A 14,703-nucleotide genomic window follows, 5' to 3' on the forward strand; every position below is an offset into this window, starting at 1 on the left:
AATGTTTCGTCATGCGGACCTTAGGCGAAGCAAACAGCTCAGACTGCTCCGCTTCCCTGACGACGGGCGTCAGATTTCGACCTGGCTGCCGAGTTCGACCACGCGGTTGGGCGGAAGCTTGAAGAACTCCATCGCGCTTTCCGAATTGCGCAGCATCCAGGCGAATAGCCGTTCACGCCAGCCTGCCATGCCGGGCCGGGCCGTCGAGATGAGGGTCTGGCGCGCAAGGAAGAAGCTGGTGTCCATCATCTTGCACTTTGGCCCGCAGCCCTCGAGCTTGCTCAGCTCCTCGGGCACGTTCAGTTCGTCCATGAAACCATAGCGCAGGACCACGCGGAAGAAGCCGGCGGTATAGTCCTGCGTTTCCATCCGCTTGGCGACCGGCACGTAGGGCACGTCCTCGATCTTCACGGTCAGCAGCATGATCCGCTCGTGAAGCACCTTGTTGTGCTTGAGGTTGTGGAGCAGCGCGTGGGGCACTCCCTTGGCCGAGCTGGTCATGAACACCGCGGTGCCGGGAACGCGGGTCGCGCTGCCGGCGGCGGACTTGACGAACACTTCCATCGGCAGGCTCGCTTCGGCCATCCGGTCCATCATCAGCTTGCGGCCCTTGGCCCAGGTCGTGAGGAGCGTGAAGGCGACCACACCGACCACCAGCGGGAACCAGCCACCGTCGGGGACCTTGAGCAGGTTGGCGCTGAAATAAAGGATGTCGACGAACAGGAAGAGGCCGATCAGCGGCCAGGCCTTCCACGCCGGCCACTTCCACAGTGCCCCGAACACCACCGCCAGCAGCAGCGTATCGATGAACATCGCGCCGGTCACCGCGATGCCATAGGCCGCGGCGAGGTTGGACGAGGTCTGGAAGGTGATCACCAGCAGGATGACCATCACCATCAGGGCCCAGTTGATCACCGGGATGTAGATCTGGCCCGCCGCCGTTTCGCTGGTGTGAAGGATCCGAAGGCGCGGGATGAAGCCAAGCTGGATCGCCTGCTGGGTGACCGAGAAGGCACCGGTGATGACCGCCTGGCTGGCGATGATCGTCGCGCAGATGACCAGCAGCACGATCGGCAAGCGGAACATCTCGGGCGCGAGATAGAAGAACGGGTTCTTGACCAACTCGCGCGCCTGCTCGGGCGTCTGCGCCAGCAGCATGGCGCCCTGCCCTAGATAGTTGAGCAGCAGGCAGATCAGCACCAGCACCCAGGCATAACGGATCGGACGGCGCCCGAAGTGGCCCATGTCGGCATAAAGCGCTTCGGCGCCGGTCACCGCCAGCACGACCGAACCCATGGCGATGAACGCCTTGACCGGCTCCGCCCAGAAGAAGCGGAAGGCGTTCAGCGGGTTCACCATGTGCATCAGCAGCCCGGGGCTGTCGGCAAGGTGATAGATGCCAAGGATCGCCAGCACCGCGAAATAGAGCAGCATCACGGGCCCGAACAGGCTGCCGACCGTCCCCGTCCCGCGGCTCTGGATCGCGAACAGGCCGAACAGGATTGCGACCGCGAGCGGGATGACGAAGGGGGTGAAGGCCGGGCTGACCGTCTCGAGGCCCTCGACCGCTGACAGGACGGAGGTCGCGGGCGTGATCATGCTGTCGCCGTAGAACAGCGCCGTTGCGAATACGCCGAGCAAGACGATCCCGCCGGTCCAGCGTCGCTTGTTGCTGGTCGAGCGGTTGATCAGCGCCAGCAGCGCCAGGCTGCCGCCCTCGCCCTTGTTGTCGGCGCGCATGATGATGGTGACGTATTTGAGCGTCACGATGATCATCATCGACCAGAAGATCAGGCTCAGCACACCGTAGATGTGGAGCACGTCGGGCTCGAGCGTGTGGTGGCCGGCGAAGGTTTCGCGGAAGGCGTAGATAGGCGAGGTGCCGATGTCGCCGAACACGACTCCGACCGCGCCCACCATCAGCTTGGGGAGCGATCCCTGGACATGGTGATGGCCATGGCTGTCCTCGGTCACCGCCGGGGGGGCGGGCTGGGCAGCGCCTTCAGCGGTGACGTTCATCGGGCGCGGCCACTAGCAGCGGCGTTCAAGCGCTGCAATCGGCTGGTGCAACCGCTGGTTTCAGGTCTATAGGCGCGCGCAACCACCAGACATCAACTCTCGAAAAGGCGACTGTTCCCATGCGCGTCGGCGTGCCCAAGGAAATCAAGAACCACGAGTATAGAGTCGGCCTGACGCCGGCGTCCGTCAAGGAGCTGGTCGCAGCCGGCCACGAGCTGTTCGTCGAGACCGGCGCCGGCATGGGGATTGACTGTCCCGATGCGGCCTACGTCAAGGCGGGCGCGACCATCCTGCCCGACGCCGCCGCGGTGTTCGATACGGCCGAGATGATCGTCAAGGTCAAGGAACCGCAGCCGGGCGAGATCGCGATGATCAAGCCTGACCACCTCCTCTTCACCTACCTCCACCTCGCCGCCGACAAACCGCAGGCCGAGGGGCTGATGAAGTCGGGCGCGACGTGCATCGCCTATGAAACGGTGACCTCGCGCTCGGGCGCTCTGCCGCTCCTCAAGCCAATGAGCGAAGTCGCAGGACGGCTGAGCATTCAGGTCGGCGCCCATTATCTTGAAAAGGCGCAGGGCGGCCGCGGCGTTCTCCTCGGCGGCGTTCCGGGTGTCGCCCCGGCCAAGGTCGCGATCCTCGGCGGCGGCGTCAGCGGCGTCAACGCGGCGCAGATGGCGGTCGGCGCGCGGGCCGACGTCACCGTCTACGACATTTCGAACGAACGCCTCGCCGAACTCGACATGTTCTTCGGCAGCCAGATCAAGACCGCTTATGCCAGCCGGGCGGCGATCGCGCAGGCCGTGGAAGAAGCCGAACTGGTGATCGGCGCGGTGCTGGTCCCCGGGGCTGCGGCGCCCAAGCTGGTCAGCCGCGAAATGCTCAAGACCATGAAGCGCGGCAGCGTGCTGGTCGACATCGCGATCGACCAGGGCGGCTGCTTCGAGACGAGCCATGCGACGACCCACGCCGACCCGGTCTACGAGATCGATGGCGTCATTCATTATTGCGTCGCCAACATGCCGGGCGCGGTGGCGCGGACCAGCGCCTTTGCGCTGAACAACGCCACCCTGCCCTTCGCGCTCAAGCTTGCGAACCTGGGGGCCGAAGCGGCGATGGCGGCCGACCCGCACCTCGCCAACGGGCTCAACGTCAGCGGCGGGAAGATCCGCCATCAGGCAGTCGCCGAAGCGCTCGACCTGGAATTCGTGCCCGTCTGACCTGACGGAACATAAGCGGAACGTCGTCGTTCTTCCGGCAACTCAATCCTTTGAGAAGGCTGGAAGAATGACGACGATGCCCGACTCCGATCCCAAGGCCCATCCGACCGGCAACGCGGTCAAGGATCCCGATAACTGGACCACTGGCGGCGAGCCGATGACCGGCGCGCAGGCTTCCTACCTGCAAACGCTCAGCGAAGAAGCCGGCGAGGAATTCGATCCCGAACTGTCCAAGGCCGAAGCGTCGAAGAAGATCGATGCCCTGCAGGAAGAAACCGGACGCGGGGAGTAGGCTTCCCGCTCTGAAATCAGGGCCGGGGCGGCGGCGCGGCGGCTCCGGGCGGAGGAGCAGCTGCCCCCTGCCCTGGCCCAGGCACCGTCTGCTGTTCCGCCAGCGCCGTGCCGACCATGATGACGCCCTGTTCGATCATCGGCCGATAGCTCGTTCCCGCCGGCGTCAGGGCGAGCGCGGCGCGGAAGCTCGCCAGGCCACCTTCAAGATCACCCGAACGGGCCCGAGCCAGGCCTTCGAAGAACAACGGCGCCGGATGCTTGGGAGCGATCCTGCGGGCCTGCTCGAACGCCAGTTCGGCAGCCGGCGTGATCATCTGGGCATGGTCGACCAGGGCATTGGCGAGCCCGATGTGGAGCGCGAGGTCGTTGGGATAAGATTTGAGGCCGGCCCGGATCGCGCCGAGCTCCTCGGTCGTGTTGCCGCGCCGGGCGAAGCTGTCGGCGATCAGGAGATAGCGCTCACCGGCGGTGAACTGGCCGAGCATCGCTTGCCGCGCTTCGGTCAGCGGGACCGCCGGACGGCTAAGCTCGCCTTCGCGCGGGGTTCCGGCCAGCTCGGGCCGGCCTTGGAAGGCATAGCCGGCAGCGCCCAGCATCAGTGCCGCAAGGGTCACCTGCAGCGCCGCGCCGCGCATCCGGCCCGCGACCCACAGGCCGCTTGCCGTTGCGGCCAGCAGCAGGAACAGCCACAACCAGCCCATCAGCGCCTGACCTTTATGCGCCGCAGCACGAGCACTGCGCCGCCGAGCAACAGGACCAGCGGCGCCAACCACAAGACATAGGTTTCGCGGTCCAGCCGCGGCTGATAGCTCACCCAACTGCCATAGCGATCGATCAGAAAGGCGCGGACCTGGTCGGGGGATTCCCCGGCCTCGATCCGGGTGCGGACGAGATGCCGCATGTCGCCCGCCATCTCGGCGTCGCTGTCGTGGATCGACTGGCCCTGGCAGACGAGGCAGCGGAGCTCGGTCATGAGCGCGGTTGCCTCGGCTTCCTTCCGCGAGTCAGCGAGCTGCTTGTATGCATAAGGCGCCGGCGGGCGGTTCGATTCGGCGGTGGCCGGCTCACTCCACGCCGTCGTCATCGCAAGAAGTGCTAGCGCCGCGGCAATCCATGCGCGCGGCTGGTAGAACGCTGCGCTGCGCCCGGCATGACGACCAGAGGTCATGAGCGAGCCTTTTCCCATTCGGCCATCACCTCGGCAACCTGTTCGGGCGCGATCGGGCCGATGTGCTGATAGCGGATCACGCCCTTGCCATCGACGATGAAGCTTTCGGGCACGCCCGATGAGCCGAACGCGATCTGCGTCTCGCCGATCGGATCGCTGCCGATGGCGGCAAAGGGATCGCCGTTTTCGGCCAGGAACTTGCGAATGTCGTTCGGGTCGTCGCGAAGGGCGATGCCCTCGATCACCACGCCGCGCTTCTGGAGGTCGAGCAGGACCGGCGCTTCGGCGATGCACGGAACGCACCAGCTGGCAAAGAAATTGACGAGCCGCGGCTTGCCGTTCTTGAGGTCGGCGGCCGCAACGCCGGGGCGCTCGGGAAGCATCGGGGCGGCGGCAAAGCTGGGCGCGTCACGCCCGACCATCCGTGATCGGACGCTGGTGTCCGACGGAGCGCTCAGCCGCCATGCCGCAGCAGCAACGAAGCCGATGAACAGCAGCAACGGCAGGAGCAGCCAGGCGCGCCGGCTCATGTCCGAACTTCCGCGAGGGGGAGCGGCTTGCCGCGTTCACGGCGGAGGCGTCCGATCAGCGCCAGGAAGCCGCCGAATGCGATCAGCGCGCCGCCGAGCCAGATGAAGGTGACCATCGGTTTCCACCACAGGCGCATCTGCCAGCGATCGCCGTTGCGCTTGCCAAGGACGGTGTAAAGCTGCCCGTCGAGCCGCGTGGTGATCGCCGCCTCGTTGGTCTCGGTCGGCGGTGAGCTGAAATAGCGGCTCTGCGGGTTGAGGCGGATCGAGCTGCTCCCGCGGGTCGCGACGAGATGACCTTCGACGGCGGTCCAGTTGGGGCCCGCGACCGGGTCGACGCCCACGAGGCGGACCTGCCACGGGCCGACAGTCAGCGACTCCCCGATCCGCGCCGCGGCGAGCGTTTCCTTGGTCATCGACGCGTCGGACGCCGCCCCAACCATCGCGACCGCGATCCCGAGATGGCTGATTACCATGCCCCAGATCGTCAGCGGCGTGCGCCGCAGGTCGCGTCCGGCGAGCGGAAGGAAACTTGCGGTGGCAAGGCCGGCGGCGAAAGCCAGTCCCAGCCGCGGCAACCAGCCCATGTCGGAATTGATTAAGGTCAGCCCGAGCGCGACCAAAGTGACGATCGCAGGACCTGCGATGCGGCGGAGATTGGGGCGGCTGTCACGCCGCCAGCGGAGCAGCGGACCGATGAACAGCAGTGCCGCCAGGATCAGCACGAGCGGCCCGCTGACCGCATTGAAATAGGGCGGACCGACCGAGATCTTCTCGCCCGACACCGCTTCGATCAGCACCGGATAGAGGGTGCCGACGAACACCGTGCCAAGGATGACGGAAAGGATCAGGTTGTTGGCGACCAGCGCGCCTTCGCGGCTGACCGGGTCGAAGCGCGCGCCTTCGCGGACCGAGGCGACCCGAAGCGCGAACAGCAGCAACGCGCCGCCGGTGTAGAACACCAGCAGGCCGAGGATGAAGCTGCCGCGGGTCGGATCGACCGCAAAGCTGTGGACGCTGGTGAGGATGCCGGAGCGGACCAGGAAGGTCCCGATCATCGACATCGAAAAAGCCACCACCGCCAGCATCACTGTCCAGGCGCGAAGCGAGCCGCGCGCCGCCAGCACGTTGATCGAATGGAGCAGCGCCGTGGCGGCCAGCCAGGGCATCAGCGAGGCGTTCTCGACCGGATCCCAGAACCACCAGCCGCCCCAGCCGAGCTCGTAATAGGCCCAGTAGCTGCCGGCGACGATGCCGATGGTGAGGAGCACCCAGGCGCCAAGCACCCAAGGGCGCATCGCGCGGGCCATGGCCGGACCCACTTCCCTCGTCACCAGCGCGCCGACGGCGAGGCTGAAGGCAACGCTGAGCCCGACATAGCCGAGGTAGAGCGTGGGCGGATGGAAGGCGAGACCGGGGTCCTGAAGCAGCGGATTCAGTCCCTGCCCGTTGAGCGGTGCAGGATCGAGCCGGGTGAAGGGATTGGAGGCGATCAGCAGGAAGCCGAAGAAGCCGAGCGCCAACAGCGCCTGTGCGCCCAGCGTCGCGCGAAGCGAGCGCTCGGGCAGCCGGCGCTCCACCAGCGCGAGCAACGCGCCGGCGGCCGACAGCACGGTCACCCACAGCAGCATCGAGCCTTCGTGGTTCCCCCACGTTCCCGAGAAGCGGTAGATGAAGGGCTTGGCGCTGTGGCTGTTGGCGGCGACCAGCTGGACGCTGGTGTCGGTACGCACGAACAGCCAGATCAGCAAAAGGAAGGCAAGCAGGGTCAGCAGTCCCTGCGCCACCGCCACCGGAGCGACCAGGGTCTTGAGGTCACCCAGCCGGTTACCCGCGGCGGCGAGGCCGAATTGCAGCAGCGCCAGCGCAAAGGCGAGCCACAGCGCGGCGAGGCCGGTTTCGGCGATCACTTGGCGGTCTCGCGCGTCTTCAGCTCCGCCGCCTGGTTGCCCATCTGCGGCGGCATGTAGCGCTCGTCATGCTTGGCGAGGATGTTGTCGGCAACGAAGGTACCGTCCGGGCCAAGCTGCCCCTCGGCGATCGCGCCGCTGTTTTCCTTGAACAGGTCGGGGACGATCCCCTTGAAGCGGACCGGGACCTGCCCGACCCCATCGGTCAGCACAAAGGCGACGCTGACCCCGTCGGGCTGACGCTGGATCGAGCCCTTCTCCACCATCCCGCCGAGCCGCAGTGGAACCCCAACTTCGGCGCGGCCGGCGGCGACATCCTGCGGCGTCCGGAAATAGGCGGCGCGGTCGGCAAGGCCCCACATGGCGAGCACGGCCGCGCCGATCAGGGCGACTACCGCCAGGAGGACCAGCACCAGCCTCTGGTGCTTGGGCGCGAGGGTCATTGCCGGCGGCCGATCCTTGTCGCCTGATCCTCTGCCTTGCGGCAGGCGGCAAGCGACCAGGCCAGCAGCCCGCCCGTGCCGCACAGGAATATCGCATAGGCCGCGATGACGAAGGGCCACTGGTTCATGCCGCCGCCGTCCGGCGCAGGCGCGCCTCGATCTTGGTCGCCGCAAGCTCGGCCCGCATCCGCAATAGGACGATCGCGCCGAACAGAGCCGAGAAGCCGAACAGCGTGAAGCCGAGCGGCCAGAGGATGGAAGGAGCGATGGTGGTGCCGGTCAGCTGGATGCTCTCACCCTGGTGAAGCGTGTTCCACCATTGCACCGAGAAATGGATAATCGGGATGTTCACAGCGCCGACCAGCCCGAACACCGGAGCAGCGCGGCCGTCGGGTCCCCGCTCCTTTTCTGCCGCGGCCAGCGCCATGTAGCCGCAGTACAGGAAGAACAGCACGAGCATGGAGGTCAGGCGCCCGTCCCATTCCCACCAGGTGCCCCAGGTCGGGCGCCCCCAGATCGATCCGGTCGCGAGACACAGAAAGGCAAAGGTCGCGCCGGCGGGCGCAATGGCGCGAGCAGCGACGCCGGCCAGCGGATGGCGCCAGATGATCTGCATCGCCGAGGCCACCGCGATCCCGGTCCAGCCCCCCATGCCGAGCCAGGCGGCAGGCACGTGAATATGGAGGATCCGCACCGTCTGCCCCTGCAGATAATCCTGCGGGATGAAGAAGAGCGCGCCGACGATTCCGATCGCGCTCAACACCAGTCCGATCGCCAGCAGCCACGAGGTGACTGGCTTCGCGATTTTCAGGAAACGGGCGGGATTGGCGAAGCGATGCATGGGATTGTTCCGCACTCTTATTACGGTTCAATCCGCTTTGCACTAGGCGGTTGGTCGGGGTTTTTATCGCTTCGGCTCGTCATTGCGAGCCGAAGGCGAAACAATCCACGCTCTTGTGGGGTGAATTGCTTCGCTACGCTGCCGATGATGCCGCGAAAGGCTCAGCCGCGGCCGATCAGCTTGCGGGCCATGGCGTCCGACACGGTCGCGGGGTCGCGGCCGCTCGCGGCGCTTTCGCTCCAGATCGCTTCGAGGCGATCGGGAATGCCCTCGATCCTGCTGCGCACGACGTCGGCGTCGCCGTCCTGCAGATATTCGGTAGAGACGTTGATGATCCCGCCGGCGTTGATGACATAGTCCGGTGCGTAGAGAATGCCGCGCTGCATCAGCGCCGCCCCATGTTCCGACCGGGCCAGCTGATTGTTGGCGCCGCCAGCGACGATCGGCGCGCGCAGGGCCGCGATGCTCTCTTCGTTGAGGATCGCGCCGAGCGCATTCGGGCTGATCACGTCCGCTTCGAGCGACAGGATGGTCGCCGGATCGCCGACGCTACCGCCGACTTCGCTAGCCAGCTGCGCCGCCTTGGCCTGATCGACGTCGGCGATGGTCAGGCGGGCGCCTTCCGCGGCGGCACGACGAGCTACGCCGCTGGCGACGCTCCCTGCACCCTGGATCGCGAGATGGAGCCCGGAAAGGCTGTCCTTGCCAAGCGCGCGGCGAACCGCAGCCTTGATCCCGAGGAACACGCCGAGCGAGGTGTGCGGTCCCGGATCGCCGCCAACCGCACCGGCTTCGACCGGCAGGCCAGCGACATGGCGGGTTTCGCGGCGCACGGTCTGCATGTCGGCGACATTGATCCCGACATCTTCGGCGGTGACGTAGCGCCCGCCGAGCATGTCGACCGCTCTGCCGAAGGCGGCGATCATTGCCGGCGTCTTGGTCCGCTTGTCGTCGGCCAGGATCACGGCCTTGCCGCCACCCAGCGGAAGCCCCGCCATCGCATTCTTGTAGCTCATTCCGCGCGACAGGCGCAGCGCGTCGTTCAGCGCATCCTCGCCCTTGGCATAATGCCAGAAGCGGGTTCCCCCGGCCGCCGGCCCGAGATGGGTGCTGTGCATCGCGATGATCGCCCGAAGCCCGCTCGCGGGGTCGGAAACATGGGTCACGGCCTCGTGCCCGTCGAAATCGGGCAGGCTCCAAAGATCGGTCATGAGCGGGGTGAAATCCGGATCGCTGGAAGGGAAAGATGGGGCGATCGACGGGACTTGAACCCGCGACCCTCGGTACCACAAACCGATGCTCTAACCAACTGAGCTACGATCGCCACGATCATGACATAACGGTTCCAAAAACCGCTTGGCATGGCGCGACAGCCCCTTAAGGGGGGTCGCCACGCGATGCAAGCAATGTCCTCCACCTGATGCGTACCGATCCGCCGAACGCCACCCTTCTCAAGTTCGGCTATCCCGCAACCTTGCTTCACGAGGGTCGGCACTGGGCTGTTCTGGTCCGCCCGGCCCAGCCCACCCTTGGCAGTCTCGTGCTCTGCGCGCTCGGCGACTTCCGCTCCTACGGCGACCTTCCTGCCGAGGCCTTCACCGAGCAGGGACAGCTCGTTGCACAGATTGAGCGGCTGCTCCGTAGCGTCAGCCGATATGATCGGATCAATTATCTCATGCTAATGATGGTTGATCCGAACGTTCATTTCCACGTCCTGCCGCGCTACGAGGGTGCTCGGCAATTCGACGGAACAAGCTTTCCCGACACGGGATGGCCGGGCCAGCCTGACCTCTCTGCGACTCAGCCTGCCAGCCCCGCGCTGGTGACGGCGCTCCGTTCCTCTTGGCAATCAGAAATGAGCCAAGAGGATGAAATTTAACCTGTGTTAATTCGCTTGCAGAACAAGGCGGGAAAGCCGATATTCCTTGCTGCAGGGGTTGAAAGGTAACGACGATGAGCAAGCGCTCACAAGCCGTTGCCGGAGAAGTCCGGCTCGGCGCTGCCCTGATCAAGGCAGGCCTGCAACCAGAACTCGCGGCGCTGATCCAGGATCTGCCCTGCAAGGCGGTCGAGGCGGATTCGCGCCGGCCGTTCCGCGAAGCGGGCATCGCGCGCAACGAGTTCTTCTTCGTCGAGAGCGGCATTCTCGCCAAGTACAAGACCGACGGCGCCGGGCGACGGCAGATCATCGCACTGCGCTTCGCCGGTGACTTCGTGCTGCCGCGCGACACCGCCGCCGATTACGCGATCCAGGCGATCGTCCGCAGCAGGATCGTGATCGTCCAGAAAGCCGATTTCGACCGGGCCATCGACACTCATCCCGAGCTTGCGCGCTTCTTCTGGACGATGACGCAGCGGCATGCCTCGATCGGTTATGAATGGCTGCTCAATTGCGGCCGCCGCGATTCGACCGCGCGTGTAGCCCACCTGCTCTGCGAGCTTGCCGAGCGCAGCGGTGTCGATCCTGCCGAACGCCGGCTGGCTAACCCGTTCACCCAGCAGCAGATCGCCGACATCACCGGCCAGACCAGCGTCAACGTCAACCGGGTCTTCGCCGATCTCGAGCGGCAGGGCCTGATCCGCCGCGAAGGCCGCGAAATCCTGTTCGAGGACTGGGACGAGATGCGCCGGGTGGCGAGCTTCTCGTCGACCTACCTGCAGTAGAAATGCGTGTGCTGAGGGCCGCGGCAGCCTATGCCGCTGCGGCCTTCGCGTTTGGCTTTCTCTTAGGCACCATTCGCGCACTTCTCGTCGTACCGCGGCTCGGCGATGTCCGGGCGGCGATGCTCGAAGTTTGGATCATGCTTGCCGCAAGCTGGCGCATCTGCGGCTGGTGCATGGAACGCCTCGGCGTGTCACCAAAGCGCAAGGTCAGGGTCGCCGTCGGCGCGCTAGCTTTCCTCTTTCTCATCGCCTTCGAGGCGATCCTTGGCGTGCTGCTGCTCGGCCGCTCGGCAAGCGAACAGCTGCAATCCTTCACCGCCCCCGCAGGGCTGATCGGATTAGGCGCGCAACTGCTGTTCGCGGCAATGCCGACGCTGCATGCCGCAAGAGATGAAAGGAGAAAGCGTGGTGGGCGCGGTAGGGATTGAACCTACGACCCCACCCGTGTGAAGGGTGTGCTCTACCACTGAGCTACGCGCCCACGCCTGATGGGAGGGGCGGTTAGCCGAGGCTCCGCACCCTGTCCAGCGTGATTACTGCACTGCTTCCTTGAGCAGCTTGCCGGCCCGGAATTTGGGCTGGGCGGTGCTGTCGATCTGCAGCGGTTCGCCGGTCCGCGGATTGCGGCCGACCGAAGCCTTGCGGCGGGTCACGACGAAATTGCCGAAACCGACCAGGCGCACCTCGTCACCGCGGCGAAGTGCGTCGGTGACCACTTCCAGCATGGTTTCAACGGCACGTGACGCGTCCGTCCGGCTGAGGCCCGCACGTTCGGCAACCTGCCCGATCAGATCCTGCTTGTTCATTCACTCTTCCCCTACCCGCCGGCAACGGCCGGCGGGGTACTAAACAATGGTAAGTCCGGTGCCTCGCTCCGCGCCTCGGCGCTAGTGGCGAAGCGTTGAAGAGGCCTGTCCCTGCGTTGGCGCGACGGCCTCGGCGGCATGTTCGTCCGCTTCGGTCCACTCGATCGGCTCGAGTTTGGCACTGAGCGCGCGGCTCAGCACCTCGTCGACATGCGCGACGGGAACGATGGTCAGCCCTTCGCGCAAGTTGGCCGGTAGCTCGGCCAGGTCCTTTTCATTCTCCTGCGGGATGAGCACGGTGGTGATCCCCCCGCGCAGCGCCGCCAGCAGCTTCTCCTTGAGGCCGCCGATCGGAAGCACCCGCCCGCGCAGGGTGACTTCGCCGGTCATCGCCACATCGCGCCGGACGGGCACGCCGGTCAGCGTCGAAATGAGCGCGGTGACCATGCCGATACCCGCCGACGGACCGTCCTTTGGCACGGCGCCTTCGGGCAGGTGGACGTGAACATCCTTCTTCCCGAACACGCTCGGCTTGACGCCATAGGCAGGACTGCGCGCCTTGACGAAGCTCCAGGCGGCCTGGACGCTTTCGCTCATCACCTCGCCGACCTTGCCGGTGGTCTTGATCTGGCCCTTGCCGGGAACGGTCACCGCTTCGATCGTCAGCAATTCGCCGCCGACTTCGGTCCAGGCAAGCCCGGTCACCGCGCCGATCTGGTCCTCTTCCTCGCTGACGCCGAAGCGGTAGCGCTGCACCCCGAGGAAGTCGTTGAGGTTCTCGGCGGTGACGACCACCTGTTCGGCCTTGCCCTCGAGGATCTGGCGAAGTGCCTTGCGGGCGATCTTGGCGAGTTCGCGCTCGAGGGTGCGGACACCTGCTTCACGCGTATAGTAGCGCAGGATGCCGCGCAGGCCGTCGTCGGCGATGGTCAGTTCGCCATCCTTCAGTCCATGCGCTTCGAGCTGCTTGGGAATGAGGTGGCGGTTGGCGATCTCGACCTTCTCGTCCTCGGTATAGCCTTCGAGACGGATGATCTCCATCCGGTCGAGCAAGGGCTGCGGCATGTCGAGGCTGTTCGCGGTGGTCACGAACATGATGTCGCTAAGATCGTAGTCGAGCTCCAGATAATGGTCCTGGAACTTGCTGTTCTGTTCGGGATCCAGAACCTCAAGCAGCGCCGCCGCGGGGTCGCCGCGGAAATCCTGGCCAAGCTTGTCGATCTCGTCGAGCAGGAACAGCGGGTTGGACGTTCCCGCCTTCTTGAGGTTGGCGATGATCTTGCCCGGAAGCGAGCCAATATAGGTCCGGCGATGGCCCCGGATCTCTGCTTCGTCGCGCACGCCGCCAAGGCTCTGGCGCACGAATTCGCGCCCGCAGGCCTTGGCGATCGAGCGCCCAAGCGAGGTCTTGCCGACGCCGGGCGGGCCCACGAGACACAGGATCGGCCCCTTGAGCTTGTTGGTGCGCGCCTGAACCGCAAGATATTCGACGATCCGGTCCTTGACCTTCTCAAGCCCGTAATGATCATCGTCGAGCACCTTTTCGGCGACCACGATGTCCTTGTTGAGCTTCGATTTCTTGCCCCACGGCAGGCCGAGCAGCACGTCGAGATAATTGCGCGCAACGGTCGCTTCGGCGCTCATCGGCGCCATCGCCTTCAACTTCTTCAGCTCGGCATTGGCGCGGTTGCGGGCTTCCTTGCTGAGCCGCGTCTTGCGGATCTTGGCCGCCAGTTCGAGCAGCTCATCGCCGCCATCCTCGCTCTCGTTGCCGAGTTCGCGCTGAATCGCCTTCAGCTGCTCGTTGAGATAATATTCGCGCTGGGTCTTCTCCATCTGCCGCTTCACGCGGCTGCGGATCTTCTTCTCGACCTGCAGGACCCCAAGCTCACCTTCCATGAAGGCAAACACCATCTCGAGCCGGCGCGCGGGGTTGAGTTCGCCCAGCAGCGCCTGCTTGTCGGCGACCTTGACCGACAGGTTGGACGCGACCGCATCGGCGAGGATCGAAGGCTCCTCGATCTCGGCCAGCTGCACCCCGGTCTCGGCCGGCAGGCGCTTGTTGAGCTTCGCGTAATTTTCGAACTGTTCGAGCACCGAGCGCATCAGCGCCTGTGCTTCGGGGCCCTCGGCGGGCTCCTCCTCGACCTCCTCGATCTCGGCGGTGAGGTGACCCTCGTCATTCGAAAGAGCGATCAGCCGGGCGCGCTTCACGCCCTCGACCAGCACGCGAACGGTGCCGTCGGGCAGCTTCAGCAGCTGCATGGCGGTGGCGATCACGCCAAGGTCGTAGAGCGCGTCCCGGTCGGGATCGTCCTCCGACGGATCGAGCTGGGCTACGAGGAAGATCTGCTTGTCCTGCCCCATCGCCGCCTCGAGCGCGGCAACCGATTTCTCGCGGCCGACGAACAGTGGGACGATCCGCTTCGGGAACACCACGATGTCGCGAAGAGGCAGGATGGGCAAGGTAAGGGTCAACGTAAACAAGCTCCTTCGAGCCGTCCGAGGCGGCGGCTCGCTTCCCCGCACATATGGGACGGGCCGCCTGCCTAATCAATCGAGACTGGAACCAGTGTCGCCTTGCGAACTTAAGTCTTTCGTCCAGCGGCAAGGAGACAGGATCATGCAGGAAAGCGAGAAGATCAGCACCGGCCCGAACGAATCTCCCAAGAACGAGACGATTGCCGGCACAGGTCCCGGCATCCCCGACGAGGCCGCCTCACCCGGGCGCGACATCCCCGGCCTGCCGAGCGACGAGGAAATCCGTCGGATCGCCGAGAAGCTCGGCGCGCCGGTCCCGATGTGACT

At 65.6% G+C, this 14,703-nt stretch carries 17 protein-coding genes and 2 tRNA genes; 6 read left to right on the plus strand and 13 right to left on the minus strand.

Features of this window, described 5'->3' with window-relative positions; genetic code table 11:
- Nucleotides 1-69 precede the first annotated feature (69 nt).
- The gene (locus ABD729_RS12180; RefSeq protein WP_344710652.1) at nt 70-2,019 is read right to left on the minus strand and encodes a potassium transporter Kup; all 1,950 of its coding nucleotides are present in this window, start codon (nt 2,017-2,019) and stop codon (nt 70-72) included.
- A gap of 119 nt (nt 2,020-2,138) precedes the next feature.
- Between ABD729_RS12180 and ald the strand changes: the two genes are divergently transcribed.
- Together ald and ABD729_RS12190 are read left to right on the plus strand one after the other, a co-directional pair.
- Complete coding sequence (gene ald / locus ABD729_RS12185; protein ID WP_344710654.1) at nt 2,139-3,239, plus strand: alanine dehydrogenase; 1,101 nt, start codon at nt 2,139-2,141, stop codon at nt 3,237-3,239.
- A gap of 76 nt (nt 3,240-3,315) precedes the next feature.
- On the plus strand, nt 3,316-3,531 hold the full coding sequence (locus ABD729_RS12190; RefSeq protein WP_425564914.1) for a DUF3072 domain-containing protein: 216 nt from the start codon (nt 3,316-3,318) through the stop codon (nt 3,529-3,531).
- Nucleotides 3,532-3,547: 16 nt separating this feature from the next.
- On the opposite strand, the gene ABD729_RS12195 is transcribed toward ABD729_RS12190, so the two are convergent.
- The 9 genes from ABD729_RS12195 to ABD729_RS12235 all read right to left on the minus strand — a co-directional run bounded on the left by ABD729_RS12195 (nt 3,548) and on the right by ABD729_RS12235 (nt 9,749).
- A complete protein-coding gene (locus ABD729_RS12195; RefSeq protein ID WP_344710658.1) occupies nt 3,548-4,234 on the minus strand; it encodes a tetratricopeptide repeat protein in 687 nt (228 codons plus the stop codon).
- A complete protein-coding gene (locus ABD729_RS12200) occupies nt 4,234-4,506 on the minus strand; it encodes a cytochrome c-type biogenesis protein (RefSeq protein WP_425564894.1) in 273 nt (90 codons plus the stop codon). Before ABD729_RS12200 ends, ABD729_RS12195 begins: the two co-directional genes overlap by 1 nt.
- 191 nt (nt 4,507-4,697) lie before the next feature.
- Nucleotides 4,698-5,231, minus strand: coding sequence for a DsbE family thiol:disulfide interchange protein (locus ABD729_RS12205; protein ID WP_344710660.1), 534 nt, complete (start codon nt 5,229-5,231; stop codon nt 4,698-4,700).
- Nucleotides 5,228-7,141 (minus strand): heme lyase CcmF/NrfE family subunit, encoded by a 1,914-nt coding sequence (locus ABD729_RS12210; protein ID WP_344710662.1) that lies wholly within the window; start codon nt 7,139-7,141, stop codon nt 5,228-5,230. The genes ABD729_RS12205 and ABD729_RS12210 overlap by 4 nt, the downstream gene beginning before the upstream one ends.
- Entirely contained in the window at nt 7,138-7,584 is a 447-nt protein-coding gene (ccmE, locus tag ABD729_RS12215; RefSeq protein ID WP_344710664.1) for a cytochrome c maturation protein CcmE, read from the minus strand. The genes ABD729_RS12210 and ccmE overlap by 4 nt, the downstream gene beginning before the upstream one ends.
- Entirely contained in the window at nt 7,581-7,712 is a 132-nt protein-coding gene (locus tag ABD729_RS12220) for a hypothetical protein (protein WP_344710667.1), read from the minus strand. The genes ccmE and ABD729_RS12220 overlap by 4 nt, the downstream gene beginning before the upstream one ends.
- Nucleotides 7,709-8,425 (minus strand): heme ABC transporter permease CcmC, encoded by a 717-nt coding sequence (ccmC, locus tag ABD729_RS12225; RefSeq protein ID WP_344711443.1) that lies wholly within the window; start codon nt 8,423-8,425, stop codon nt 7,709-7,711. Before ccmC ends, ABD729_RS12220 begins: the two co-directional genes overlap by 4 nt.
- 161 nt (nt 8,426-8,586) lie before the next feature.
- Nucleotides 8,587-9,636: a Glu/Leu/Phe/Val family dehydrogenase gene (locus tag ABD729_RS12230; protein WP_344710669.1), complete on the minus strand. Its 1,050-nt coding sequence runs from the start codon at nt 9,634-9,636 to the stop codon at nt 8,587-8,589.
- Nucleotides 9,637-9,672: 36 nt separating this feature from the next.
- A tRNA-His gene (locus ABD729_RS12235) sits at nt 9,673-9,749 on the minus strand.
- Between the two features lie 96 nt (nt 9,750-9,845).
- On the opposite strand from ABD729_RS12235, the gene ABD729_RS12240 reads away from it, so the two are divergent.
- The 3 genes from ABD729_RS12240 (at nt 9,846) to ABD729_RS12250 (ending at nt 11,517) form a co-directional block, all read left to right on the plus strand.
- On the plus strand, nt 9,846-10,304 hold the full coding sequence (locus ABD729_RS12240; RefSeq protein ID WP_344710671.1) for an HIT family protein: 459 nt from the start codon (nt 9,846-9,848) through the stop codon (nt 10,302-10,304).
- A gap of 74 nt (nt 10,305-10,378) precedes the next feature.
- Nucleotides 10,379-11,089 carry a Crp/Fnr family transcriptional regulator gene (locus ABD729_RS12245; protein WP_344710673.1) on the plus strand — a complete coding sequence of 237 codons (711 nt, stop codon included), beginning with the start codon at nt 10,379-10,381 and terminating at the stop codon, nt 11,087-11,089.
- 2 nt (nt 11,090-11,091) lie between these two features.
- Nucleotides 11,092-11,517, plus strand: coding sequence for a hypothetical protein (locus tag ABD729_RS12250; protein ID WP_344710675.1), 426 nt, complete (start codon nt 11,092-11,094; stop codon nt 11,515-11,517).
- Here the strand turns inward: ABD729_RS12250 and ABD729_RS12255 are convergent.
- The 3 genes from ABD729_RS12255 to lon all read right to left on the minus strand — a co-directional run bounded on the left by ABD729_RS12255 (nt 11,496) and on the right by lon (nt 14,373).
- A tRNA-Val gene (locus ABD729_RS12255) sits at nt 11,496-11,570 on the minus strand. The two genes, ABD729_RS12250 and ABD729_RS12255, sit on opposite strands and share 22 nt — an antisense overlap.
- 52 nt (nt 11,571-11,622) lie before the next feature.
- Nucleotides 11,623-11,895: an HU family DNA-binding protein gene (locus ABD729_RS12260; RefSeq protein WP_344710676.1), complete on the minus strand. Its 273-nt coding sequence runs from the start codon at nt 11,893-11,895 to the stop codon at nt 11,623-11,625.
- 81 nt (nt 11,896-11,976) lie between these two features.
- Entirely contained in the window at nt 11,977-14,373 is a 2,397-nt protein-coding gene (gene lon, locus ABD729_RS12265) for an endopeptidase La (RefSeq protein WP_344710678.1), read from the minus strand.
- 145 nt (nt 14,374-14,518) lie between these two features.
- Here lon and ABD729_RS12270 point away from each other — a divergent pair, with 145 nt between their 5' ends.
- The gene (locus ABD729_RS12270) at nt 14,519-14,701 is read left to right on the plus strand and encodes a hypothetical protein (protein ID WP_344710680.1); all 183 of its coding nucleotides are present in this window, start codon (nt 14,519-14,521) and stop codon (nt 14,699-14,701) included.
- The last annotated feature ends 2 nt before the right edge of the window (nt 14,702-14,703 follow it).

It is taken from the genome of Sphingomonas humi (assembly GCF_039536725.1).
GTDB lineage: Bacteria > Pseudomonadota > Alphaproteobacteria > Sphingomonadales > Sphingomonadaceae > Sphingomicrobium > Sphingomicrobium humi.